We start from the raw sequence: 22,110 nt of genomic DNA, 5'->3' as shown, positions 1-22,110 counted from the left end.
GCGGGCGGGAGTCTGTCAGGCGGCGGTGAACTCGGCTCGCCAGCGGGTGACGAACGGGCCTGACGGGTCGGTCAGGTGCTCGACGGCGATCGGGGTCAGGCCGGTGCCGGCGGCGAAGGCGTCGATCTCGGCGCGGGTGAGCGGCCACGGCGGGCCGTCCGCCGCCATGTCCTCCGCGGTGGTGTTCGTACCGACTACGCCGACGCGCAGGGCGTGATCGCGTACGGGTGCGGTGGTCGTGGTGCCGTGCGCGGCTGCCAGGACCAGGAGGGTGCCGCCCGGGGCGACCAGCGGGCCGATCGCGGCGATGGCGCGGCGGCGGACCGGCTCGGGCAGGGCCTGGACGTTGTTGCTCTCGACGACCAGGTCGAAGGCGCCGCGCCAGGCGTGCGGCAGGGCCAGCAGGTCAGCCTCGACGTAGTCCACCGGCGAGTCGGGGTGGCGCCGGCGCGCGGTGCGGATCGCGGTGGCGGAGATGTCGAAGGCGGTGACCACGAAGCCGAGCCGGGCCAGGTACTCGGCGTCGCGGCCCGGCCCGCAGCCGACGACCAGGGCGGTGCGGGCGGCGCCGGTGACGTCGCCGTGCTCGGCCCACTCGGTGAGCAGGCGGCTGGGGTGCTCGCTGTCCCAGGGGATCTCGGCCGCGCCGGCCTCGGCCTCGGCGTAGAGCCGCTCGAACCAGCCCGTCGCGTCGCCCGCGGCGAGCGAGGCCCGGGCCAGCCGGGTGATGCCGGACTCCGCCGTGACGGGCCCGGGCGCGGAGCCGGAGCCGGGCGCGGAGCCGGGCGCGGAGCCGGGCGCGGAGCCGGGCGCGGAGCCGGGCACGGGCGCGGGTGCGGAGCCGGGCGCGGGCGGTGTGGGCTTGGCGGGCTCCGGGGTCATGCGCGGGCCGGCAGGGTGCGGCGCAGCTCGCGCAGGGCCTGGCGGCGGGTGTCGCCGGTGAGGGTGTCGATGTAGAGGCGGCCGTCGAGGTGGTCGGTCTCGTGCTGCAGGGCGCGGGCGAGGAAGCCGGTGGCGGCGATGGTCACCGGGGCGCCGTGCTGGTCGAAGCCGGTCGCGGTGACGGCGAACGCGCGCGGGGTGGCGAAGCCGAGGCCGGGCAGCGACAGGCAGCCCTCCTCGTCGTCCTGCTCGCCGTCGAAGTCGCTGAGCACCGGGTTGACCAGGTGACCGACGCGGCCGCCGACGTTGTAGGAGAAGGCGCGCAGGCCCACGCCGATCTGCGGGGCGGCGACCCCGGCGCGGCCGGGCTCGCGGACGGTGTCCTCCAGGTCGGCGATCAGGGCGCGCAGCTCGTTGTCGAACGCGGTGACCGGCTCGGCCGGGGTGCGCAGGACGGGGTCGCCGAAGATCCGGATGGGACGCACAGTCATGTGCCTCAACCTACCGGGCGCGCGGACGCGCATATCGCCCCGGTGGGCGTGCGCACAAGGGGTCCGGCGGCGGTGATCCGTCACAGCGGCCGCCATGTGATCTTGCGGGACAACTCCGCACATGTTCCCACGCGTTCGCACACGCGCGATTGGTCCGGCATGCCGGATTCCCCTCCGGACCGTCGCCGGCCGCGGCCCGGACCCCGAGAGCGCTCCCACGCGCCTCGGCATCTGTCGGGTTCCAGCACCCGCGCCACGCCGGCGGCCGCCCGCACGGTGACGCGCTGTAGAGACGTGACTAGTCCGGCAGCGCCGCCGAAGGAGCGGCGCGACACGCCCGGGCGGTGGGGCGCCGGATCTCGTTCCCGCCGAAACCGGTACGCACACGCGACGTCTTCGACCGCTCCCGATGCGTAACCCAGAGCGACGATCTTGCCCGCTCCGGCTCCGCTCCCCGGCCCCGCGAGCAGGAGATCGACAGCGGCGAAACCACAGGTGCGCGCCGACGCGGACATCGACAACCCACACTGTCGAAACCGGTTACGCAGACACGCACCTCGGCAACACAGAGTCGCGCTGAGGGGTGCCGATCGGATGGATCACGCTGGCCGTTCGGCGGAGTTTTCGCACCATCAGTCCGTCGCCCCGGCGCCCCCGTGACCCAAGCTCGGCGGGTCGCCGCCTCCGGGGCGCCACCGTCCGAGGTGGCATGACGGACGGTGACCGTGCAGGCAGGAGGCCGGATGAACCGGTCCGTCAGGTTGCACGTGTGTCCGACAGTGGCCGTATCGGCCGCCACCGTGGAACATCTGAACAGTGCCCTCGCACCGGCGGAGCCCGTCACCCGCTCCTCCCGGACTCGTTCCGGAAGGAGTAGTGTTCGGCCCCGTTGATGTGAAGCTCAACACAAGCCCCTACCGGAGACCCCGTGATGTGCCAGCACCAGAACCCCTGCCCCACCGCCGAGGCCGTGGACCGCGAGGCCGCCCGGATCGTGGCGACCTTCCCGGAGCAAGGCTGGAGCCTGCTCTGCAACGGCGTCATCGTCTTCGAGGACACCGGCGAGCTCCTGCCCGACGGCCGCCTCATCGAGCCGCACCGCGGCCCGGCCCGCCACGCCCTCGCAGCCTGAGAGTCACCACCCGGCCACCACCCGGCACGCCCTCGCAGTCTGAGAGCCACCACCCGGCCGGCACCCGGCACGCCCCCGCACCCCGAGGGCAACCCGGGGCCCCGCGCAGCCAGGCCACCACACCCGGCCGCCCGACCCCGCCACCGGCGTTTCGGCACCGGGACACCCGGCGACCCGGCCCGCATGCCGCCGCCCCGGCGACGCCGCCGAGGCCCGCGCGACACGGCGACGACGCCGAGGCCCGCGCCGCAGCCAGCCGGACAGCACCGGCACCGGTCCGGCACCGACGCCGGCCGCCACCGGGACCCGCCAAGCGGCGACGACGCCGCCCCCGAGCGCTGCCACGCTCCCCCGCACGCCCGGACCGCCGGCACCCGCCCCCGTGCCGACGCCTGGTCCAGGCACCCCGAAACGGGCCCGCAGCTGTCCCCCCGGCCGCGGGCCCGTTTCCGTGCGCCCGCCTGCCCTCGACGCCCCTGAGCGCGACGACCCGCCGGCAGCGAAACGTCCGGGCCGACGACCGGATCGGAGGCCAGCAGCAGCAGGATCGCGGTGAGGCCGCCGGGGCCGGGCACGACGCCGACGAACACGGTGATCACCCAAGGACACGGCAAAGCCGGGCCCACCCGCAGGCAGACCCGGCCCCCACCAGCGATCAGTCCTCGAACGCCTCCGGCGACGGGCACGAACACACCAGATTCCGGTCCCCGTACGCACCGTCGATGCGCCGCACCGGCGGCCAGTACTTCGCCGTCCGGTCCACCCCCTCCGGGAACCCGGCCAGCGACCGCGGATAGGCATGCTCCCACTCGTCCGCCGTCACCGCCGCCGCCGTGTGCGGGGCGTTGCGCAGCGGATTGTCATCGGCCGGCCACTCACCCGCGCCGACCCGGTCGATCTCCCCCTTGATCGCGATCATCGCCGCGCAGAACCGGTCCAGCTCCGCCAGATCCTCGCTCTCCGTCGGCTCGACCATCAACGTGCCCGCCACCGGGAACGACATCGTCGGCGCGTGGAACCCGTAGTCGATCAGCCGCTTCGCCACATCGTCCACGCTCACACCCGTCGCCTTCGTGATCGGGCGCAGATCCAGAATGCACTCGTGCGCGACCAGGCCCTCGTTGCCCGCGTACAGCACCGGGTAGTGATCCCGCAGGCGCGCCGCCACATAATTGGCCGCCAGCACCGCCGCCGCCGTCGCCTGCTTCAGCCCGTCCGGACCCATCATCCGCAGGTACGCCCAGCTGATCGGCAGGATCCCCGCCGACCCGTGCGCCGCCGCCGACACCGCGTGCGTGTCCGCCGCCTGCGACAGCGGATCACCCGGCAGGAAGGCCGACAGGTGCTCCCGCACGGCGACCGGCCCAACCCCCGGACCACCGCCGCCGTGCGGGATGCAGAACGTCTTGTGCAGGTTCAAATGCGAGACATCCGCCCCGAACTTGCCGGGCCGCGCGAAGCCCACCAGCGCATTCAGGTTCGCCCCGTCGACATACACCTGACCGCCCGCGTCGTGCACCTTCGCACACAGCTCGGCGATGCCCTTCTCGTACACACCGTGCGTCGACGGATAGGTCACCATGATCGCCGACAGCGCGTCCCGGTGCTTCTCGATCTTCGCATCCAGGTCGGCCAGGTCGACATTGCCCATGTCGTCGCACGCCACCACCACGACACGCATCCCCGCCATGACGGCACTGGCCGCGTTCGTCCCGTGCGCGCTCGACGGAATCAGGCACACGTCACGGTGCTGCTCACCGCGCGAACGATGGTAGCCACGGATCGCCAGCAGCCCGGCCAGCTCACCCTGCGAACCGGCGTTCGGCTGCACCGACACCGCGTCGTAGCCGGTCACCTCCGCCAGCCAGCCCTCCAGCTGCGAGACAAGCGCCTCATAGCCCCGCGTCTGCGACGCCGGCGCATACGGATGGATGTTGCCGAACTCCGGCCAGGTGACCGGCTCCATCTCCGTGGTCGCATTCAGCTTCATCGTGCACGAGCCCAGCGGGATCATGCCCCGGTCCAGGGCGTAGTCACGGTCCGACAGCTTGCGCAGATAACGCAGCATCGCCGTCTCCGAGTGATGCGCGTGGAACACCGGATGCGTCAGGAAGTCCGTCCCGCGCCGCAGCCCGGCCGGGATGCCGTTGTGCACCTCGACGCCCTCGTGCAGCCCGAACGCCTCCAGCACCACGGCGACGTCCCGCACCGTCGTCGTCTCGTCCACGGAGATCGACACCCGGTCCGCGTCGACCAGCCGCAGGTTGATGCCCTTCGCCTCCGCGTTGCCCACGATCTCCGCAGCACGCCCCGGCACCACAGCGGTCACCGTGTCGAAGAACGCCCGGTGCGCCACCTCCACGCCACCGCCCTGCAGCCCCGACGCCAGCGCACCGGCCAGCTCGTGCACCTGCGTCGCGATCGCCCGCAGCCCGGCCGGGCCGTGATACACCGCATACATGCTCGCCATCACCGCGAGCAGCACCTGCGCCGTGCAGATGTTGCTCGTCGCCTTCTCCCGGCGAATGTGCTGCTCCCGCGTCTGCAACGCCAGCCGATAGGCCGGCGCGCCGTCCGCGTCCTTCGACACCCCGACAAGCCTGCCCGGCAGCGAGCGCTCCAGCCCGGCGCGCACGGCCAGGTAACCCGCGTGCGGACCCCCGAATCCCAGCGGTACGCCGAAGCGCTGCGTCGTGCCCGCGGCGATGTCCGCCCCGATCTCCCCCGGCGCCCGCACCAGCGTCAGCGCCAGCAGATCCGCCGCGACCGTCACCAGAGCACCCCTGCCGTGCGCGCTCTCGACCAGAGCCTGGTGATCGCGGATCGCCCCGGACGCCCCCGGATACTGCAGATGCAGACCGAAGAACTCCGCCGGCAACTCCTCACCCGCGTCCAGATCCACCAGGCGCAACTCGATGCCGAGCGGCTCGGCCCGCGTGCGCAGCACGGACAGCGTCTGCGGGAACGTGTCGGCGTCCACCACGTACGTCATGCTCTTGCTCTTGGAAGCCCGCTTCGCGAGCGTCATCGCCTCCGCGACCGCCGTGCCCTCGTCCAGCATCGACGCGTTCGCCGTCGTCAACCCGGTCAGGTCGGTCACCATCGTCTGGAAGTTCAGCAACGCCTCCAGCCGGCCCTGCGAGATCTCCGGCTGATACGGGGTGTAAGCGGTGTACCACGCCGGGCTCTCCAGCACGTTGCGGCGGATCACCGCCGGCGTCACCGTCCCGTAATAACCCAGCCCGATCATCGACCGCGCGACCGTGTTACGGCCCGCGATCTCCCGCAGCTCCGCGATCGCCTCCTCCTCCGAAGCGGCCTCCGGCAACGCGAGCGTGCCGTGCCAGCGGATCACCTCCGGAATCGCGGCATCCATCAACGCGTCCAGCGACGACTGGCCGATGGCCTTCAGCATCTGGGTCTGCGCCTCGGCATCCGGGCCGATATGGCGATGGGCGAAACTCATGTGGCGGCTCCCGGGGCAGGGGGTCAGCGGTCAACCCTCCCCCTCTGTCATACCCAGCACGCGCACTCCAGAGTCGCCTCACCCCGCGCAGTCCTTTTGCCTGAGAGGTTCCGGGGAGGATTTGCCCCTTCGGCGCCGCTTCGTGACGAGCGGTCTCTCCCGCGTGGGTGGTTCGGCTGACCCCAACCTACCAGTGATCATGACGCGGACCCCTATTCGTAGGCTGTGGTGTGTGACCTACTCCGCGGCCCAGAACCGCTACGACACCATGACCTACCGCCGCGCCGGGCGCAGCGGCCTCCAGCTGCCCGCCCTCTCCCTCGGCCTCTGGCACAACTTCGGCGACAACAAGCCCTTCGACACCCAGCGCGCCATCGTCCGCCGCGCCTTCGACCTCGGCGTCACCCACTTCGACCTGGCCAACAACTACGGCCCGCCCTACGGCAGCGCCGAAACCAACTTCGGCCGTCTCCTGAGCACCGACCTCAAGCCCTACCGCGACGAACTCGTCATCTCCAGCAAGGCCGGCTACGACATGTGGCCCGGCCCCTACGGCGACCGCGGCAGCCGCAAATACCTCATCAGCAGCCTCGACCAGTCCCTGCAGCGCCTCGGCCTCGACTACGTCGACATCTTCTACCACCACCGCCCCGACCCCGACACCCCCGTCGAGGAGACGATGGGCGCCCTCGACGCCATCGTCCGCAGCGGCAAAGCCCTCTACGTCGGCCTCTCCAACTACACCTCCGCACAGACCGCCGAAGCCGCCCGCGTCCTCGCCGAGCTGGGCACCCCCCTGCTCATCCACCAGCCCTCCTACTCGATCCTCAACCGCTGGACCGAACGCGACAACCTCCTCGACACCCTCGAGACCGCCGGCGCCGGCTGCATCGCCTTCAGCCCCCTGCAGCAGGGCCTGCTCACCGACCGCTACCTCAACGGCATCCCCGAAGACAGCCGCATCCGCACCAGCCGCTTCCTCAACGAGGACGCCCTCGACGCCACGACCCTCGCCCGCCTCCACTCGCTCAACGACATCGCCAAGCGCCGCGGTCAGAGCCTCGCCCAGATGGCTCTCGCCTGGGCACTGCGCGACCCCCGCATGACCAGCCTCATCATCGGCGCCAGCAGCGTCGCCCAGCTCGAGAACAACGTCCTCGCCCTGCAGACCCTGCGCCTGTCCCAGAGCGAGCTCGACGAGATCGACGCCACCGTCCTCGACCTGTGACGGAGCTCCTCCCCAGGCACACGATCCTCGCGGTCGCGGTCGGAAGCCGACCACGACCGCGAGGCGTCCACGCCGCGACCGCAACGCCAGCGGATCGAAGCGCTGCTGACCCCCGTACGAGAAAATTGCCGGGCTCGTCGGCGAAGCCGTCGTGTTGAGGAATTGGTGCCGGAGGCACACCCCCTCAGGCATCCTAGGAACCTAGGCGGTGAGACTCCAGGCAGGGTCGCGGTTTACGCTTGTCCCATGTTCACCCGCGAGCGCGAGCTCGACGACGCTCCCGCCGTCCCGCTGAGCCGGCCGCACCGCGCCGTCGTCGTCGCCGGGACGCTCACGGAGCTGGCCGGGCCCGAGAGCGGCCTGGTCGAGCTGCCGTTGCGCCTCTGGTGGAACCCGCAGCGCACCTTCGACCTCGGGCAGCACACCATGCTGCTCTGGATGTACGAGAACGTGCTGCGCGAGGCCATCCGCGTCGGCGAGCTGCGCGACCATCTGCACGGGCCCACGCTCGTGCGGGTGTGGCCCGAGCTGAATCTTCCCCGGGCCGTGCGCCGGGCGTGGGAGGAGCGGCACCCGGCGCTGCGGCGGGCCGTCACCCGGGCCGCGGCCTGACGCCGTAGCCCTCGAGGACAGACCGACCCGCGGGCCGGCGACGATCCTGTCACCCACGTCGAGGTCCTGGTGTATCGCGCGGAACTGGCGACGCCCGACCGCGGCGGAAAGGCCGGCCCGCGCCGGGCGCATCGCGCTGACCAGGGATGAGACCGCCAGATCGGCACCGGCGCCGGCGGCCGCCGCAGACCTCACGGCGGCACTGACATCGATGGACATGGAATGAAACACAGTCTTAACAAATGACCGGCAGAGTCTTGCTCATTGACGGACGCCAATGTCCGTCGCGTGGGGAGGACGCACGTGAGAAGAGCAGTCGCGCTGGCCGGCGCCGCCGCGCTGGCCGCGGGAGGCCTGACGGCCACCGCCACGGCCGCCCAGGCCGCACCGGACCCGTCGCCGAGGGCCGCCGCGGAACGGGCCCTGGACACGCACGCCGCCGCCGTGCGCGGGTCGGCCCGGGACGCGTACCAGGTCTACAGCAGCAAGAAGGACGCGAAGGGCGGCGTCACCCGCTACACGCGCACCTACGACGGCCTGCGGGTGTACGGCGGTGACATCGTCATCCGCACGCGCGCGGACGGCACGTACGCCGGCAGTTCGGTCGGCCTGGCCAAGCCCCTGAGCCTGAACACCACCCCCGCGGTCGGCGCGGCCGCGACTGCCCGCACCGCCACGGCCACCTTCAAGGGCAAGCTCACCTCCACCGGTACGCCGGAGCTGTTCGTCGACGCGAGCAGCGGCACCGGCCGGCTCTCCTGGGAGACGGTCGTCACCGGATGGCAGCCCGACGGGCAGACGCCGTCGCGGTACCACGTCATCACGGACGCGCGCACCGGCACGGTCGTCGGCACCTACGACGAGATCGAGAACATCGCCGGCACGGGCAACAGCATCTACTCGGGTCAGGTGGCCGTCGAGTCGACCACCGCGGCGACGGGCTTCGCACTGGTCGACCCGACGCGCGGCAACGGCACGACCTGCGACCTCAACAACCGCACCTCCGGTACGTGCACCACGTTCACCGACGCCGACAACACCTGGGGCACGGGCGCCCCCTCCGACCGGGCGTCGGCGGCCGTGGACGCGCACTTCGGGGCGGCGGTGACGTTCGACTACTTCAAGAACGTGCACGGGCGCAACGGCATCTTCGGCGACGGGCGGGGCGTGCCGTCGCGGGTGCACTACGGCAACGCGTACGTGAACGCCTTCTGGGACGGCGCCCAGATGACCTACGGCGACGGCAGCGGCAACGCCAAGCCGCTCGTCGCCCTGGACGTCGCCGGGCACGAGATGTCGCACGGCGTCACCGAGAACGTGGTGCCGGGCGGGCTCACGTACTCCGGGGAGTCCGGCGGCCTCAACGAGGCGACCAGCGACATCTTCGGCTCGATGGTCGAGTTCTACGCGGACAGCACCGGCGACCCGGGCGACTACGACATCGGCGAGAAGATCGACATCAACGGCAACGGCACCCCGCTGCGCTACATGTACGACCCGGCGCTCGACGGCGACTCGCACGGCTGCTGGTCGACGAGCACCCGCAGCGTGGACGTGCACTACTCGTCCGGCGTGGCGAACCACTTCTTCTTCGACCTCGCCGAGGGCAGCGGCGCGACGGCGTACGGGACCTCGCCGGTCTGCGGCACCGCCGACCCGGTCACCGGCATCGGCCGCGAGAAGGCCGCGAAGATCTGGTTCCGGGCGCTGGACAGCTACTTCGTGTCGAACACCAGCTACGTCAACACCACGACGCCCGGCAACACGGCCCGCGCCTACACCCTGGCGGCAGCCACCGACCTGTACGGCCTCTGCGGCGCCGAGTACCGCGCGGTGCAGGCCGCGTGGACCGCGGTCAACGTGGCCGGCACGGACGAGAACTGCTCCTCCACCGGCAACGACTTCTCCGTCGCCCTGTCGGAGTCCTCGGTCGCCATCGCCCCGGGCACCTCGGCCACGGTGACGCTGTCCACCGAGCTGACGAGCGGCGAGGCCGAGCCGGTCACCTTCACCGCCACGGGCGTCCCCGCGGGTGTCACTGTCACCTTCGAGCCCTCGACGGTTCCGGCCGGCGAGTCCACAACGGTCACCGTCACCGCGAGCGACACGGCCGGCTCGGGCTCCGCCCAGGTCACGCTCAAAGCCACCACCCCGTCGGTGAGCCACGCCAAGGCGCTGACCGTCGGCGTCAGCAGCGCCCCGGGCTGCTCGGGCAGCGTCAGCCCCGGCCTGGCGATCCTCGACAACACCACCGTCGACAGCGACCTCGTCATCACCGGCTGCGGGGCCACCCCCTCCGCCACGAGCATCGTCGACGTCCAGATCCTCCACACCTACATCGGTGACCTGGTCGTCAGCCTGATCGCCCCGGACGGCACGGCCTACGTGCTGCAGAGCCGCTCGGGCGGCTCGGCCGACAACATCGACAAGGAGTTCCCGCTCAACCTCTCCTCGGAGGCCGCCAACGGCACCTGGAAGCTCCGCGTCCAGGACGCCGCCAACCTCGACACCGGCACGCTGACCAGCTGGTCGCTGACCCTCTGACGAATTCCGGTGGGCCCCGCCGCCCGGTGGGGCCTACCCTCCTGCTGTGGACCAGGCTCTGCTTCTGACGGGTACGGTCGGCGCCGGCAAGACCACCGTCGCGGACGCCCTCGGTGACCTCCTCGCCGACCGCTCCGTCCCGCACGCCGTCCTCGACATCGACCGTCTCCGCCACTCGTGGCCCAGCCCGCCCGGCGACCCCTTCCGCCACGAGCTGGCCGTGGCGAACGTGGCCGCGGTGACCCGCAACTTCGGGACCGCCGACCGGCTCGTGCTGGCCGGGGTGGTCGAGAGCCACGGGGAGCGGGCGGACTACGCGCGGGCTGTGGGCGTACCCCTGCGGGTCTGTCGCCTGGATGTCGATCTTGCCGTGGTGCGGGACCGGCTGACCGCCCGCCACCGCCTCGACGCCGGCCTGCGCCGGCACCTCGCCCGCGCCGCCGAGCTCGACGCCGTCCTGACCCGCGCGGCGGTCGAGGACTTCGTGGTCGAGGCGGGCGACGCGCCGCCGGACGAGATCGCCCGCCGTGTCGCGGCCGCCGCCGGCTGGTGAGGTGACAGGGTGGCCGGATGACTGCCCTGAGCACGGAGACATCGACAGCGATCGGCCGGATGAGCGTGGCGGCGGCGGAGCTCGAGGAGCTGCTGGCCTGGATCGGCGGGACGGCCGCCGGCGATCCGCTGCCGGCCGCCCGTGCGGCCGTCCGCCGTGGCCCGGACGACCTGGTCCACGCCGTCGAGGCCGCCACCACGCAGCTGACGATCGCCCGCTCCTACCTCCGGCGCCTGGTCCGGGACGGCATCGACCCGGGTCCGGCCGCCTTCGCCGACGCCGCCGGCATGCTGGCGCGCTGCCACGGCTGGATGCTCACCCTGATCGAGTCAGTGCACGAAGACGATCTTGCCGCGAGCATGGCGGGTGCCGCTGAGGGCGTGGGCGGCCGCCGCCTCTGACAGCGCACGCCCGCCCGCCTGACGCCCCGCCCCTGAGGCCCGCCCGGCCTGAGGCCCACGTCACCGTGGCCCGCCCGCCTGACGCCCCGCCCCTGAGGCCCGCCCGGCCTGAGGCCCACGTCACCGTGGCCGCCCCTCGGTCTCCCCGCCCTGACGCCTGGCTGCCCTTCTCCAGCTGCCTTGCTGCTTTGCCGCCCTTGTCCGGCCGCAGTCCCGCGCAGCTCCCCTCGCCCACGTCAGACGAAGAGTCCACGCAAAGCTCCAACCCGCGCCCCGCCCGAAGGCGCCAAGCAAAATCGCAGAGCCCCACATCGCACCGGGCGCAACGGTCCCCGCAACTCCTCTGCGCCGCGCCGAGCAACTGGGTAACGACTGCGCCATCTCGGAGCCGCGCCGGGCGAAGTCCCAGGGCCGCGCCGGGCGACATCTCCGAGCGGGCCCGGGCGACATCTCCGAGCCGGCCCGGGCGACATCTCCGAGCCGGCCCGGGCGACATCTCCGAGCGGGCCTGGCAAGGCGAGGCGGCCGGGGCCTCTCGCGGGCCGCGCCGGGCGCCCCGACTACGCCGACCTGGCTCCCGGGGTCAGGGCGTTTCGCGGGCGGCGTCGGGCGGGGGCTGCTGCATCCACCACTCGGTGAACTGCCGGGCCTGGCCGTTGGTGTCGAGGCGCAGCACCCACATGTTGTGGAAGATCTGGGAGAGGTCGGTGTAGACCGTGCGCGCCGCCACGACGGCCACTTCGTCGGTGACGATGACGGGGTGCCAGTCGAAGGTGGTCGAGCCCGGGTCGTCCTTGCGTTGCAGCCAGCACTTGACGATCTCGTCGCGGCCGAGCCACGGCTTGGCCCACGGCTCGGTGAAGTAGGCGGCGTCCTCGGCGAAGAGGCCCCCGATGTCGTCGGGATCGTTGGACTCCCAGGCCGCCCGGTAGCTGGTCACCCAGCCGGTGACCGCATCGAGACTGGTCATGGTTCCTCCTTCGCCGCCCCCATCATGTCACTCCTTCGACCGGCGGGGATCATTCCGCGTGTAGCGCCCCTCCCCCGACGCGCCGGGATCCGGTGCCGTCGCGGGCGCGCGTGTACTCGCTGCTGATCACTGCGCGGCGTAGTGCGCCAGCTCGACCAGGTTGCCGTCCGGGTCGCGCACGTAGACGCCGGCGATCGGGCCCCGCGCGCCCGTGCGCTCCACCGGCCCGGTCGATCGAGGCGACCGCACGGACCGGGCGGCCCGGGACGGCGAGCTCGGTCATGCGTGGGCCTGCCGCTCGAACTCGGTCAGCGTGCCGTTCCAGAGGATGTCGTTGACCTGGGTGAACAGGATGGCGGTCAGGTCCTCGCCGGGGTCGTTGAACCAGGTGGTGCCCGAGCCGCCCGACCACCCATACTGCCCGACGTGGCCGAGGTCACCCGCCGCGATGACGACGGCCAGGCCGAAGCCCCAGCCCGCGCCCGACAGCAGGGCGCCGGCGCCGGTGATCTGGTCGGGCGTCAGCTGGTTGGACGTCATCAGCTCGACGGATTTCTCCGACAGGATGCGGGTGCCGCCGTGCACGCCCTTGCGCAGAAGCATGCGGGCGAACGTGTGGTATTCGTCGACAGTGGACACGAGGCCGCCGGATCCGGACGGGAAGACGGGCGGCTCGGTCCAGGTTTCCGGGGCGGACCCCGGGACCTCGACCATCGTGCCGCTCTCCTGGTCGGTCCCGTAGAGCGGCGGGAGCCCCCGGGCCCGGCCGGCGGGCAGCGTGAAGCCCGTCTCGCGCAGGCCGAGCGGGTCGAGCAGCCACTCGCGGAAGACCTCGCCGAGCGGCTTGCCGGCCGCGCGGGCGAGCAGGACGCCGAGGACGTCGGATCCCGTGTTGTACTGCCACCTCTCCCCCGGCTGGTACATCAGCGGGACGGCACCGAAGCGGCGGATCCACTCGTCGGGCGTCAACGGGCTGGGCGGATAGGGCGGCCCCGAGACGATCTCCCGCTCGCGCAGCTCCGCCAGCACCGGCCACGGCGGGTTGTAGACCGGCTCGGTCACCATGCCGGAGCCCATCCGGAAGGTCAGCAGGTCCGCCACGGTCAGGGGCCGGGCGAGCGGGACCGTGTCGTCGAGCGGCCCGTCGGGGCGGGCGAGGACCCGCTGGCCGGCCAGCTCGGGGAGCAGCTTGTGGACCGGCTCCTCGAGGTCGAGCACGTCGGCCTCGACCAGGGTCATGGTGAGGGCCGCGAGCAGCGGCTTGGTCAGCGACGCGATGCGGAAGACCGTGTCGCGGCGCATCGGCTCGGCGCCGCCGAACGCGGTGGTGCCGACGGCGTCGACCCGGACATCGTCGCCGCGGGCGACGAGCGCGACGGCTCCTGGGAGCTCGCCCCGCTCGACGCGTGCGGTCAGAACCTCGTGCAGCGTCATGGGGACACCTTGCCAGCCCCCACCGACAGAAATCAGAAACCCGCGACGACCGTCTTCCCGATTGCGGACCCCGCCTCCACCACGGCGTGGGCTTTCCGCAGGTTCTCGGCGTTGATGCCGTCGTACCGGGCCGTCAGAGTGGTCCGCAGCACACCCTTGTCGACCAGTGCGGCGACTTCGCCGAGGAGATCGTGCTGGGCGTTGTCCGCCGGGCCGTACAGGGCGGCCGTGAACATCAGCTCCCAGTGGAACGCGATGCTCTTCGACTTCAGGGGCAGCAGTTCGAGACCTTCCGGCTCGTCGATCGCGACGATCGCACCGTACGGGCGGAGGATCTTGGCGTACGTCTCGATCATGTCCCGGGTGTGCGGGGAGAAGACGTAGTCGACGCCGTCCGGCAGCGCCTCGACGAGGTCGTCGTGGCCGATGACCCGGTGCGCACCCTGGTCCAGCGCCCACTGCCGCGACTCGGGGCGCGACGCGGTGGCCACGATCTCCAGCTTCGTCAGCCTCCGGGCGAGCTGGATGAGGATCGAGCCCACGCCGCCGGCGCCGCCCATGACGAGCAGGGTGCCCGTACTCTCCGCAGTCAGCCGGAGGCGGTCGAAGAGCGACTCCCACGCGGTGATCGCCGTCAACGGCAGCGCGGCGGCCTCGGCGAAGTCGAGCGTGACCGGCTTGGGACCCGCGATGCGCTCGTCCACGAGGTGCAACTCGGCGTTGGTGCCGGGGCGGGCGATGCTCCCCGCGTACCAGACCTCGTCGCCGGGACGGAAGAGCGTGACGGCGCTGCCGACCTGCTCCACGACGCCGGCCGCGTCGAACCCGAGGATCCGGGGCTCGTCGCCGGGGTCACCGCCCGCCCGGACCTTGACGTCCACGGGGTTGACGGAGACCGCTTTCACGCGTACGAGCAGATCGTGCTCGCCCGGCGCCGGAACCGGAATCTCGAGGTCGACCAGCGACTCGGGCTCGGCGATCGGGAGGGACTTGCGGTAGCCCACCGCTTTCATGAGTTCAGCCATGCCGGGGACGGTATTTCGGTGACCCTAGTTACCGTCAATGGCCACTGGTTCCCTTTGGGTACTACGGTGCGACCATGACGACCACCTCCTGCGGCCGGGTCCACGACGTCTACGACGCCTCCTGCCCGTGCCGGCAGATGCTGGATCTGCTGGCCAACAAGTGGAGCGCCCTCGCCCTGGGCGCCCTCGAGGACGGCCCGCGCCGCTTCGGCGAGCTGCGCACGCGACTCGACGGGGTGAGCCCGAAAGTGCTCACCGCCACACTCCGGCGCCTGGAGGAGCACGGCCTGATCGACCGTACGGTGTTCCCGGCCGTCCCGCTGCACGTCGAATACTCGCTGACCCCGCTCGGCCGCGACGCCTGCGAGCCGCTCGCCCTGCTGCGCCGGTGGGTCGTCGACAACATCGAGCGGTTCCCTGCGGAGAAAGTGTCGGACCCCGGGGCTAGCGTGCTCGTGTGACCAAGGAATGGCGGCATGTGCCCGCCCCGGCCCGCCCGATCGCGGCGGCCACGGTGGCGGCGGTGGCGGCTGCCCGGCAGCAGGACCGGGCGGCGCTGACCGAGGCGGTGGCCGGGCTCACCGCGCAGGACCAGGCCCCGACCGGCCTGATCCTCGGCACGGCCGTGCGGGTGCTCCTGGAGGCGCGGCATCCCGACGGGCTGGACGCCGACGACGTACGCGAGGTGTTGTCGAGCAGCGTGCGCGCCGCCGCCGCGTGGTGTCCCGAGGTGGACCCGCAGGTGACGCTCTTCCTGCTCGCCAACGCCCTGCAGGTGTGGGACGACGACGGCTCCCCGCCGCCGAAGCCGGACGCGCTGGCGCTGCACGCCGCGCTGCTCATCAACCACCTGACGGTTGGCGAGAAGCCGGAGGAGGTGCTCACCGCGGCCTTGACCGAGATCGAGCGCGCACAACTGAACGACTGACCCGCGGCGGGCGCACGACCGGGCCTCCGGCCGACGCCGACTGCCGACGCCCCCACCAGCCTGCGATGCGCCGCGCGCAGCCGACGCCACGAGCCTGCGATGCGCCGCGCGCAGCCGACGCCACGAGCCTGCGATGCGCCGCGCGTGTCCGGCGCCGACTGCGATGCCCCGCGCGAGCGACACCGCGCGCCGGCGAACTGCGTGCGAGCGGCACCCGCCGACGACCGCCCACCGCCGTCGCCCCTCACCGCCGTCGCCCCTCACCGCCGTCGCCCCTCACCGCCGTCGCCCCTCACCGCCGTCGCCCCTCACCGCCGTCGCCCCTCACTGCCGGCACCACGCGCCGTTTGACGAAAAGCGCGGGGGACACTTCGGGTCAGGCGGGGGTTCGGGTGCGGAAGGCTCGGCGGTAGTCGTGCGGGCTCGTGCCGACGATGCGTTTGAAGCGGTCGCGGAAGGCGGTCGGCGAGCCGAACCCGACCGTGGCGCCGATCCGGTCGACGCCGTCCGCGGTGGTTTCGAGCAGGTGCTGGGCGTGGCGGACGCGGGCGCGGTGCAGCCACTGCAGCGGAGTCGTGCCGGTGTGCTCGCGGAAGCGGCGGTTCAGCGTGCGCGTGCTCATGCCCGCCCGCGCCGCGATCTCCGCCGTGGTCAGGTCGCGGCCGGCGCTCTTGTCGAGCCAGCGCAGCAGCGGTTCGAGTTCGGAGCCGCGCGGGGCGGGCGGGCGTTCCGGCACGATGAACTGCGCCTGGCCGCCGTCGCGTTCCAGCGGCATCACGGACAGCCGGGCGGCGTCCGCGGCGACGGCCGAGCCGAAGTCGCGGCGGATCAGGTGCAGGCACAGGTCGAGGCCGGCGGCGGCGCCGGCCGAGGTCAGGATCTGCCCGGTGTCGACGTAGAGGACGTCCGGGTCGACGTCGATCGCCGGGTAGCGCTCGGCGAGCCCGGCCGCGGCGAGCCAGTGCGTGGTCGCCCGGCGCCCGTCCAGCAGACCGGCGGCGGCGAGGACGAACGCGCCGGCGCAGATGGACGCGATCCGGGTGCCGCGCGCCGCGGCGGCTCGCAGCCCGGCCACGACCTCCCCGGGTACGTCACCACCGACGTCCGCGATCCCCGGCACGATGATCGTGTCCGCCGTCGCCAGCGCGTCGAGGCGCCACCGGGCCCGCACCGTGAAGGCGCCCGCATCGACCTCCCCGGCCGGGGCGCAGACGCGTACCTCGTAAGCGGGTGACCCGTCGGCGAGCCGGGTCCGGCCGAAGACCTCCAGGGGCGTCGACAGGTCGAAGGCGATGACGCCGTCGAGTGCGAGCACGGCCACGATGTGCATGACGTCGCACTGTAGGCCTCCCGGCGTGGCCGTCCGCACGGGGTGGCGGGAATCCGTTGACATGTGGCATTCCGGCCACTGTCCGGTGGCGGCGGACGTCCCTACGGTCGTCAGGCGTGACGAAAGTGCTTCTCTCCCTGCACGTCCTCGCGGCCATCGTGGCGATCGGCCCGGTGACCGTGGCGGCCAGCATGTTCCCGGGCTTGCTCAAGCGCGATCCGGACCGCACGGTGCTGCGGGTGCTGCACCGGATCTGCCGGGTGTACGCGGCGCTCGGCCTGCTGGTGCCTGTTCTGGGGCTCGCGACGGCCAGTGCGCTCGGCGTGCTCACCGACGCATGGCTGCTCGTGTCGGTCGCGCTGACCGGGGTGGCCGCTGTGCTGCTGGTGGGCGTGGTGCTGCCCCGGCAGGCCGCGGCCCTGGTCACACCGGACAGGAACGCGGCGCGCCGGCTGGGCATGGTCACCGGCGTCTTCAATGTGCTGTGGGCTGCGGTCGTCGTCCTGATGATCGTGCGGCCCGGCTCCACGACGGGGGCCTGACGTGCGGGTTCTCCGGAGCGCCGCGGCGGTCGAGCTGGCGTCGCTGGTCCTGCTGCTGCTCAACCTCGCGACCGTGCACTGGCCGGTGGTGGCGACGCTGCTGGGGCCCGTACACGGATGCGCTTATCTGGTCGTGATCGGTGCCACCGTGCGCGAGTCCCGGAGCGTGTCCACCCGGTTGCTCGCCGTCATCCCCGGGGTCGGCGGGTGGCTCGTCGTGCGCCGGACGGGAAAACGGCACACCGCAGATGTATCGACGGACGCCATCAGTCGTTGAGCCCCACGGGTGACGGCACCCGCCGGCGCCCGAGAGCCGCTCGACAGGAGTCCGCCATGGCCAAGCAACGACCGGCGCCGTCCGGAGGCAAGGCGGCGACCCGGGGCCGGCAGAACGCCGCGCCTGCCACCCCGGGGCCGCGCCGTCCCGTCTCCGGCCGCGCCGCCGATCCGCGCCCGATCCCCGCGCCGTTCCTCAACCATCCGTCCGAGACCGAGACCGAGCCTGCACCTGAGGCCGTACCTGAGGCCGCAGTCCGGCCCGTACTTGAGGCCACGCCCGAGCCCGTACTCGAGGCCGCGCCCGAGCCCGTACTCGAGCCCGCACCCGGACCCGAAGCGCCGGAGGACACCGCGCCAGCGCCCGCCGCCACCCCGCCGAAGCCCCGGCCCACGCCGAAGAACCGGGCAGCCGGCTGGCCCGCCTCACCCGGCCGGCGGCCCGCCAACCAGCGCGGCGTCGCCAAGGTTCCCGCCCCGCCCACACCGCGGCCGCAGATCGTCGGCCTCGCGCTGCAGCCGATGGTGCACGTCGCGGAGATGGCCGCGGCCGTCGCCTTCTACGAGGCGTTCGGCGGGGAGCTCGTCCACGGCGACCGCGACGGCGAGTGGGTGCTCATGCAGGTGGGGACGGCCCAGATCGGCCTGGTCGTGCGCCCGCCCGATCCCACCCGCGGCGAGAGCACCGTGGAACTCAACTTCTCGGCGACCATGCCCCTCGACCGCCTGGAGCGCATGCTGCGCGAGCGCAACGTGACGATCGTGGAGACCAAGACCGACCCCGACCTGGGTACGCGGCTGCACGTCGAGACGCCCGACGGGATGCCCGTCAAGATCCACCACGTGGAGCCGGATCCGCTGGTGTGACCGCCAGGCCCGCCCGGTGCGCCGCGGCCGGCACGGCCAGGCGGAGGATCAGCAGTCCGAGCAGGGCGCCGGCCGTGTTCGCGATGAGGTCGTTGACGTCGATCGTGCGCCGGCTGCCCAGCGTCAGGCCCAGCACGAGCTGGGTCAGCTCGATCACCGCGCTGGCCGTCACGGCCCGCCAGGCGATCGCGGCGTACCCGTCGCAGCGGCGCGAGAGCAGCGGGCCGAGCACGCCGAACGGCAGGAACATGATGACGTTGAGCACGAAGCTGGGCGCGTCCACGTCGCCCGGGATCCAGTGGACCATCTCCGAGAAGGGCTCCGCCGCCCAGTAGGACGGCGGGTGCGGGCGGATCGGGAAGATCGTGATCATGATGACCGCCGCCGCGTAGAGCAGGGAGATGGTGCCGAGAACGAGCCGCCGCATGGTGACTCGATTCTGCCCTGCTGTCGCGGGGACCACATACTTGCAGGCAATAAAAGTTTGCACGCCCTGCAAAAATCACCGTACGGTGTGATCGTGTCCCAGCAGACCGCGCCGCCGGGCCGGCGCGACCGGAAGAAGCAGCAGACGCGGCAGGCGCTGATCGCCGCCGCGCTGCGCCTCGTCGACCAGCGCGGGCTCGACCACGTCACCGTCGAGGCCATCGCCGAGGCGGCCGACGTGTCGCCCCGCACGTTCTTCAACTACTTCGCCAGCAAGGACGAGGCGATCACCGGCGACCAGTTCGTCGACGACCAGGAGACCCGCGACCGCTTCCTCGCGGTGCCACGCGAAGTGCCCACGGTGCGAGCGTTGCTGATCGCGGCGGAGCCCGGCCTCGCCGCGATGGAGGCCGACCACGAGCTCTGGCTGCTGCGGTTCCGGGTCATGGAGGCCAACCCGTCGCTGGTCGCCGGGCTGCTGGGCCGGTCCGCGGCGGTGGAGCGCGACCTCGTGACGGCCATCGCGCAGCGGCTCGGCATCAGCCCCGAGGACACGTACCCCCAGTTGACCGCCGCCGTGGCCGGCGCCGCCCTGCGGACCGCGCTCATGCGCTGGGCGGCGTCCGGCGGCGCGCTGCACCTGACCGACCTGGCGCGAGAGGCCTTCGAGGTGCTCGCCCGCGGACTCGCCGACCCCACCCCTACCCCCGAGGAAAACCGATGACCCTGGACGAAACCGCCAAGGTGGACACCGCCGACGCGGCATCCTCCGGCCGCATGACGCCGCGCGAGGTCGTGCAAGCGCTGTCGGGCCTGATGCTCGGCATGTTCGTGAGCATCCTGGCCTCGACGATCGTCTCCAACGCCCTGCCGCGCATCATCGCCGACCTGAACGGCTCGCAGTCCGTCTACACCTGGATCGTCACGACCGAGCTGCTGGCCATGACGGCGACCGTGCCGCTGTGGGGCAAGATGGCCGACCTCTACAGCAAGAAGCTGCTGATCCAGCTCTCGCTCGGCCTCTTCGTCGGCGGCTCGCTCATCGCCGGCTTCGCGCCCAACGTGGAGCTGCTCATCGTCAGCCGCATCCTGCAGGGCGTCGGCGCGGGCGGCATGACGGCCCTGGCGACGATCGTCATGGCCGCGATGATCCCGCCCCGGGAGATGGGCCGCTACTCGGGCATCTTCGGCGCGGTCTTCGGCGTCGCCACGATCGCCGGCCCGCTGATCGGCGGCGTCATCGTGGACACCTCGTGGCTGGGCTGGCGCTGGTGCTTCTTCATCGGCGTGCCGTTCTCGCTGGCCGCGATCCTCCTGCTGCAGCGCACGCTGCACCTCCCCTCCGTACGCAAGGAAGTCAGCATCGACTGGCTCGGCGCCTTCCTCATCACGGCCGGCGTCAGCGACCTGCTGATCTGGTCGACGCTCGCGGGCAACCACTTCGACTGGGCGTCCTGGGAGACGGCGGCCTTCGTGGCCGGCGGCATCGTCCTGCTCGCGCTCGCCGTGCTCGTCGAGTCGAAGGCCAAGGAGCCGATCATCCCGCTCGGCATCTTCCGCAACCGCACGGTCACGCTGACGATCGTCGCCAGCGCCCTGGTCGGCGTGGCGATGTTCGGCGGCACGGTGTTCCTCAGCCAGTACTTCCAGATCGCCCTCGGCAAGTCCCCGACCGTCGCCGGCCTCATGAGCCTGCCGATGATCTTCGGCCTCCTGGTCTCCTCGACCGTCGCCGGCGCGCTGATCACCAAGACCGGCCGCTGGAAGATCTACCTGGTCGCCGGCGCGATCGTGATGACCGCCGGCATGCTGCTGCTGAGCACCATCGGCGCCGGCACGAGCGTGCTGATGCTGTCGATCTGGATGCTGATCCTCGGCGCCGGCGTCGGCATGCTCATGCAGAACCTCGTCCTGGCCGCCCAGAACGACGTTCCCGCCGCCGAGCTGGGCGCCGCCACCTCGACGATCACGTTCTTCCGCAGCATGGGCGGCACGATCGGGGTGAGCGCGCTGGGTGCCGTACTCGCCGGGAAGGTCTCGTCCCTCTTCGCCGAGAAGTTCCCGCAGGCCGCCACCACCGGAGGCACGCAGGAGGTTCCCGACGTCTCCGCCCTGCCGGAGCCGGTGCGCGCCATCGTGGCCGACATCTACGCGCAGGCGACGTCGGAGCTCTTCCTCATCGGCGCGCCGATCGCCGCGCTGGCCGTGATCGCGGTCCTGTTCATCAAGGAGAAGCCGCTGCACACGCTCAGCGGCGAGGAGCGCCGCGCCCGCGAGGCCGCCGCGCCCATGCACTGACCGGTGCCGGCTCGATCGGGCGCTCCCGCCAGGCGGGGGCGCCCGCTCATTTTCCGGTACGGGATCCGCTCGCGGCAACGGCCGGATCCCTGTGCCGGGTGTGTCCTCGTGGCTCGCGGCAACGGGCGCACGAGGGCCGGGTCAGCTGGGGCGAAGGCCCACGGACGTGCGCGGGGCCGGCGGCTCGGCGCAGCCGAGCAGCCCGACGAGTCCCGAGATCCACAGCTGCCGGTAGACGGTCGGGCTGGGGTGACTGACCACCAGCTTGACCCCGGAGGCGGCCGCCGCGTGGAAGCAGGCGACCAGGATGCCGATGCCGATGCTGTCGATCAGCATCACCCGTTGGAGGTCGAGGTCTATCCGCACCGGCGTCTGCGTGGTCAGGACGTCGTTGACGGCGTCGCGCATGACGTGGGCGTTGTCCAGATCGATCTCACCGCTCGGCGCGATCTCGACGGTGCCATCGGCCAATTGGCGAGTGGTGATCGGCAGATACACGGCTGCCCTCTTCCTGGCGTCGTGCGGGCGACGCCGAACGTTCTGCGGGAGTCTGCTGCGCCGCCGGCCATCACCGGCACACCCAGCCCGGAGCCTCACCAAGGCGCCGGCCGACGTCGCGTCCTGACAACATTCCGCTGGTCTGCAAGTTACGCCAGGTAGGCGCGGAACGCCAGAGTAGTTCATATGGCCGGAATGTGCTGGATC

General features: G+C 72.1%; 22 protein-coding genes and 1 riboswitch. Of the genes, 13 read left to right on the top strand and 9 right to left on the bottom strand.

Annotated features, from left to right (window positions below; all coding sequences use genetic code 11):
* Nucleotides 1–15 precede the first annotated feature (15 nt).
* A complete protein-coding gene (locus tag RBH18_RS12285; protein ID WP_306207037.1) occupies nt 16–882 on the bottom strand; it encodes a class I SAM-dependent methyltransferase in 867 nt (288 codons plus the stop codon).
* The gene (locus RBH18_RS12280) at nt 879–1,373 is read right to left on the bottom strand and encodes a peptide deformylase (RefSeq protein WP_306207036.1); all 495 of its coding nucleotides are present in this window, start codon (nt 1,371–1,373) and stop codon (nt 879–881) included. Before RBH18_RS12280 ends, RBH18_RS12285 begins: the two co-directional genes overlap by 4 nt.
* A 931-nt stretch (nt 1,374–2,304) precedes the next feature.
* Here RBH18_RS12280 and RBH18_RS12275 point away from each other — a divergent pair.
* Nucleotides 2,305–2,505: a DUF5999 family protein gene (locus tag RBH18_RS12275; protein ID WP_306207035.1), complete on the top strand. Its 201-nt coding sequence runs from the start codon at nt 2,305–2,307 to the stop codon at nt 2,503–2,505.
* Between the two features lie 655 nt (nt 2,506–3,160).
* Here the strand turns inward: RBH18_RS12275 and gcvP are convergent.
* On the bottom strand, nt 3,161–5,971 hold the full coding sequence (gene gcvP / locus RBH18_RS12270; protein ID WP_306207033.1) for an aminomethyl-transferring glycine dehydrogenase: 2,811 nt from the start codon (nt 5,969–5,971) through the stop codon (nt 3,161–3,163).
* 78 nt (nt 5,972–6,049) lie between these two features.
* Nucleotides 6,050–6,143, bottom strand: a riboswitch (glycine riboswitch).
* Between the two features lie 60 nt (nt 6,144–6,203).
* On the opposite strand from gcvP, the gene mgrA reads away from it, so the two are divergent.
* From mgrA to RBH18_RS12245, 5 genes are all read left to right on the top strand, one after another.
* The gene (gene mgrA / locus RBH18_RS12265; RefSeq protein WP_306207031.1) at nt 6,204–7,199 is read left to right on the top strand and encodes an L-glyceraldehyde 3-phosphate reductase; all 996 of its coding nucleotides are present in this window, start codon (nt 6,204–6,206) and stop codon (nt 7,197–7,199) included.
* A gap of 246 nt (nt 7,200–7,445) precedes the next feature.
* Entirely contained in the window at nt 7,446–7,811 is a 366-nt protein-coding gene (locus RBH18_RS12260) for a hypothetical protein (protein ID WP_306207029.1), read from the top strand.
* 303 nt (nt 7,812–8,114) lie between these two features.
* Nucleotides 8,115–10,355 carry a M4 family metallopeptidase gene (locus RBH18_RS12255; RefSeq protein ID WP_306207027.1) on the top strand — a complete coding sequence of 747 codons (2,241 nt, stop codon included), beginning with the start codon at nt 8,115–8,117 and terminating at the stop codon, nt 10,353–10,355.
* Nucleotides 10,356–10,401: 46 nt separating this feature from the next.
* Nucleotides 10,402–10,908 (top strand): adenylyl-sulfate kinase, encoded by a 507-nt coding sequence (locus RBH18_RS12250; protein WP_306207025.1) that lies wholly within the window; start codon nt 10,402–10,404, stop codon nt 10,906–10,908.
* A gap of 17 nt (nt 10,909–10,925) precedes the next feature.
* Complete coding sequence (locus RBH18_RS12245) at nt 10,926–11,309, top strand: hypothetical protein (RefSeq protein WP_306207023.1); 384 nt, start codon at nt 10,926–10,928, stop codon at nt 11,307–11,309.
* Between the two features lie 583 nt (nt 11,310–11,892).
* Here RBH18_RS12245 and RBH18_RS12240 read toward each other — a convergent pair.
* From RBH18_RS12240 to RBH18_RS12230, 3 genes are all read right to left on the bottom strand, one after another.
* Nucleotides 11,893–12,279, bottom strand: a complete 387-nt coding sequence (locus RBH18_RS12240; RefSeq protein WP_306207021.1) for a nuclear transport factor 2 family protein — start codon at nt 12,277–12,279, stop codon at nt 11,893–11,895.
* Between the two features lie 279 nt (nt 12,280–12,558).
* On the bottom strand, nt 12,559–13,713 hold the full coding sequence (locus RBH18_RS12235; protein ID WP_306207019.1) for a serine hydrolase domain-containing protein: 1,155 nt from the start codon (nt 13,711–13,713) through the stop codon (nt 12,559–12,561).
* 32 nt (nt 13,714–13,745) lie between these two features.
* Nucleotides 13,746–14,738 carry a zinc-binding alcohol dehydrogenase family protein gene (locus RBH18_RS12230; RefSeq protein ID WP_306207017.1) on the bottom strand — a complete coding sequence of 331 codons (993 nt, stop codon included), beginning with the start codon at nt 14,736–14,738 and terminating at the stop codon, nt 13,746–13,748.
* A 74-nt stretch (nt 14,739–14,812) separates the two neighbouring features.
* Between RBH18_RS12230 and RBH18_RS12225 the strand changes: the two genes are divergently transcribed.
* Entirely contained in the window at nt 14,813–15,199 is a 387-nt protein-coding gene (locus RBH18_RS12225; RefSeq protein ID WP_305789493.1) for a winged helix-turn-helix transcriptional regulator, read from the top strand.
* Nucleotides 15,196–15,666, top strand: coding sequence for a hypothetical protein (locus RBH18_RS12220; RefSeq protein WP_306207014.1), 471 nt, complete (start codon nt 15,196–15,198; stop codon nt 15,664–15,666). Before RBH18_RS12225 ends, RBH18_RS12220 begins: the two co-directional genes overlap by 4 nt.
* A 376-nt stretch (nt 15,667–16,042) precedes the next feature.
* Here the strand turns inward: RBH18_RS12220 and RBH18_RS12215 are convergent, their stop codons facing one another.
* Nucleotides 16,043–16,996, bottom strand: coding sequence for a GlxA family transcriptional regulator (locus tag RBH18_RS12215; RefSeq protein ID WP_306207012.1), 954 nt, complete (start codon nt 16,994–16,996; stop codon nt 16,043–16,045).
* A 116-nt stretch (nt 16,997–17,112) separates the two neighbouring features.
* Here RBH18_RS12215 and RBH18_RS12210 point away from each other — a divergent pair, with 116 nt between their 5' ends.
* The 3 genes from RBH18_RS12210 to RBH18_RS12200 are packed head-to-tail and all read left to right on the top strand — an operon-like array spanning nt 17,113 to nt 18,681.
* Entirely contained in the window at nt 17,113–17,538 is a 426-nt protein-coding gene (locus RBH18_RS12210; RefSeq protein ID WP_306207010.1) for a hypothetical protein, read from the top strand.
* Between the two features lies 1 nt (nt 17,539).
* The gene (locus RBH18_RS12205) at nt 17,540–17,815 is read left to right on the top strand and encodes a DUF3817 domain-containing protein (protein ID WP_306207008.1); all 276 of its coding nucleotides are present in this window, start codon (nt 17,540–17,542) and stop codon (nt 17,813–17,815) included.
* Between the two features lie 56 nt (nt 17,816–17,871).
* A complete protein-coding gene (locus RBH18_RS12200) occupies nt 17,872–18,681 on the top strand; it encodes a hypothetical protein (RefSeq protein WP_306207006.1) in 810 nt (269 codons plus the stop codon).
* Here the strand turns inward: RBH18_RS12200 and RBH18_RS12195 are convergent.
* Nucleotides 18,644–19,108 (bottom strand): VanZ family protein, encoded by a 465-nt coding sequence (locus tag RBH18_RS12195; protein ID WP_306207004.1) that lies wholly within the window; start codon nt 19,106–19,108, stop codon nt 18,644–18,646. The genes RBH18_RS12200 and RBH18_RS12195 overlap by 38 nt on opposite strands.
* A gap of 93 nt (nt 19,109–19,201) precedes the next feature.
* Between RBH18_RS12195 and RBH18_RS12190 the strand changes: the two genes are divergently transcribed.
* On the top strand, nt 19,202–19,831 hold the full coding sequence (locus tag RBH18_RS12190) for a TetR/AcrR family transcriptional regulator (RefSeq protein WP_306207002.1): 630 nt from the start codon (nt 19,202–19,204) through the stop codon (nt 19,829–19,831).
* A complete protein-coding gene (locus tag RBH18_RS12185) occupies nt 19,828–21,405 on the top strand; it encodes an MDR family MFS transporter (RefSeq protein WP_306207000.1) in 1,578 nt (525 codons plus the stop codon). Before RBH18_RS12190 ends, RBH18_RS12185 begins: the two co-directional genes overlap by 4 nt.
* A 141-nt stretch (nt 21,406–21,546) precedes the next feature.
* Here the strand turns inward: RBH18_RS12185 and RBH18_RS12180 are convergent, their stop codons facing one another.
* The gene (locus tag RBH18_RS12180; protein ID WP_306206998.1) at nt 21,547–21,903 is read right to left on the bottom strand and encodes an STAS domain-containing protein; all 357 of its coding nucleotides are present in this window, start codon (nt 21,901–21,903) and stop codon (nt 21,547–21,549) included.
* Nucleotides 21,904–22,110: the final 207 nt, after the last annotated feature.

This window comes from Actinoplanes oryzae (assembly GCF_030757795.1).
GTDB lineage: Bacteria > Actinomycetota > Actinomycetes > Mycobacteriales > Micromonosporaceae > Actinoplanes.
The sequence above is the reverse complement of the archived record's forward strand: the minus strand, read 5'-3'. Positions and strand labels throughout refer to the sequence as shown.

Excerpts from the sequence above, each read along its gene's own strand:
- RBH18_RS12285 (WP_306207037.1), bottom strand. The coding sequence starts at position 882 with ATGACCCCGGAGCCCGCCAAGCCCACACCGCCCGCGCCCGGCTCCGCA.
- RBH18_RS12280 (WP_306207036.1), bottom strand. The coding sequence starts at position 1,373 with ATGACTGTGCGTCCCATCCGGATCTTCGGCGACCCCGTCCTGCGCACC.
- RBH18_RS12275 (WP_306207035.1), top strand. The coding sequence starts at position 2,305 with ATGTGCCAGCACCAGAACCCCTGCCCCACCGCCGAGGCCGTGGACCGC.
- gcvP (WP_306207033.1), bottom strand. The coding sequence starts at position 5,971 with ATGAGTTTCGCCCATCGCCATATCGGCCCGGATGCCGAGGCGCAGACC.
- RBH18_RS12260 (WP_306207029.1), top strand. The coding sequence starts at position 7,446 with ATGTTCACCCGCGAGCGCGAGCTCGACGACGCTCCCGCCGTCCCGCTG.
- RBH18_RS12245 (WP_306207023.1), top strand. The coding sequence starts at position 10,926 with ATGACTGCCCTGAGCACGGAGACATCGACAGCGATCGGCCGGATGAGC.
- RBH18_RS12240 (WP_306207021.1), bottom strand. The coding sequence starts at position 12,279 with ATGACCAGTCTCGATGCGGTCACCGGCTGGGTGACCAGCTACCGGGCG.
- RBH18_RS12235 (WP_306207019.1), bottom strand. The coding sequence starts at position 13,713 with ATGACGCTGCACGAGGTTCTGACCGCACGCGTCGAGCGGGGCGAGCTC.
- RBH18_RS12230 (WP_306207017.1), bottom strand. The coding sequence starts at position 14,738 with ATGGCTGAACTCATGAAAGCGGTGGGCTACCGCAAGTCCCTCCCGATC.
- RBH18_RS12225 (WP_305789493.1), top strand. The coding sequence starts at position 14,813 with ATGACGACCACCTCCTGCGGCCGGGTCCACGACGTCTACGACGCCTCC.
- RBH18_RS12215 (WP_306207012.1), bottom strand. The coding sequence starts at position 16,996 with ATGCACATCGTGGCCGTGCTCGCACTCGACGGCGTCATCGCCTTCGAC.
- RBH18_RS12200 (WP_306207006.1), top strand. The coding sequence starts at position 17,872 with ATGGCCAAGCAACGACCGGCGCCGTCCGGAGGCAAGGCGGCGACCCGG.
- RBH18_RS12195 (WP_306207004.1), bottom strand. The coding sequence starts at position 19,108 with ATGCGGCGGCTCGTTCTCGGCACCATCTCCCTGCTCTACGCGGCGGCG.
- RBH18_RS12185 (WP_306207000.1), top strand. The coding sequence starts at position 19,828 with ATGACCCTGGACGAAACCGCCAAGGTGGACACCGCCGACGCGGCATCC.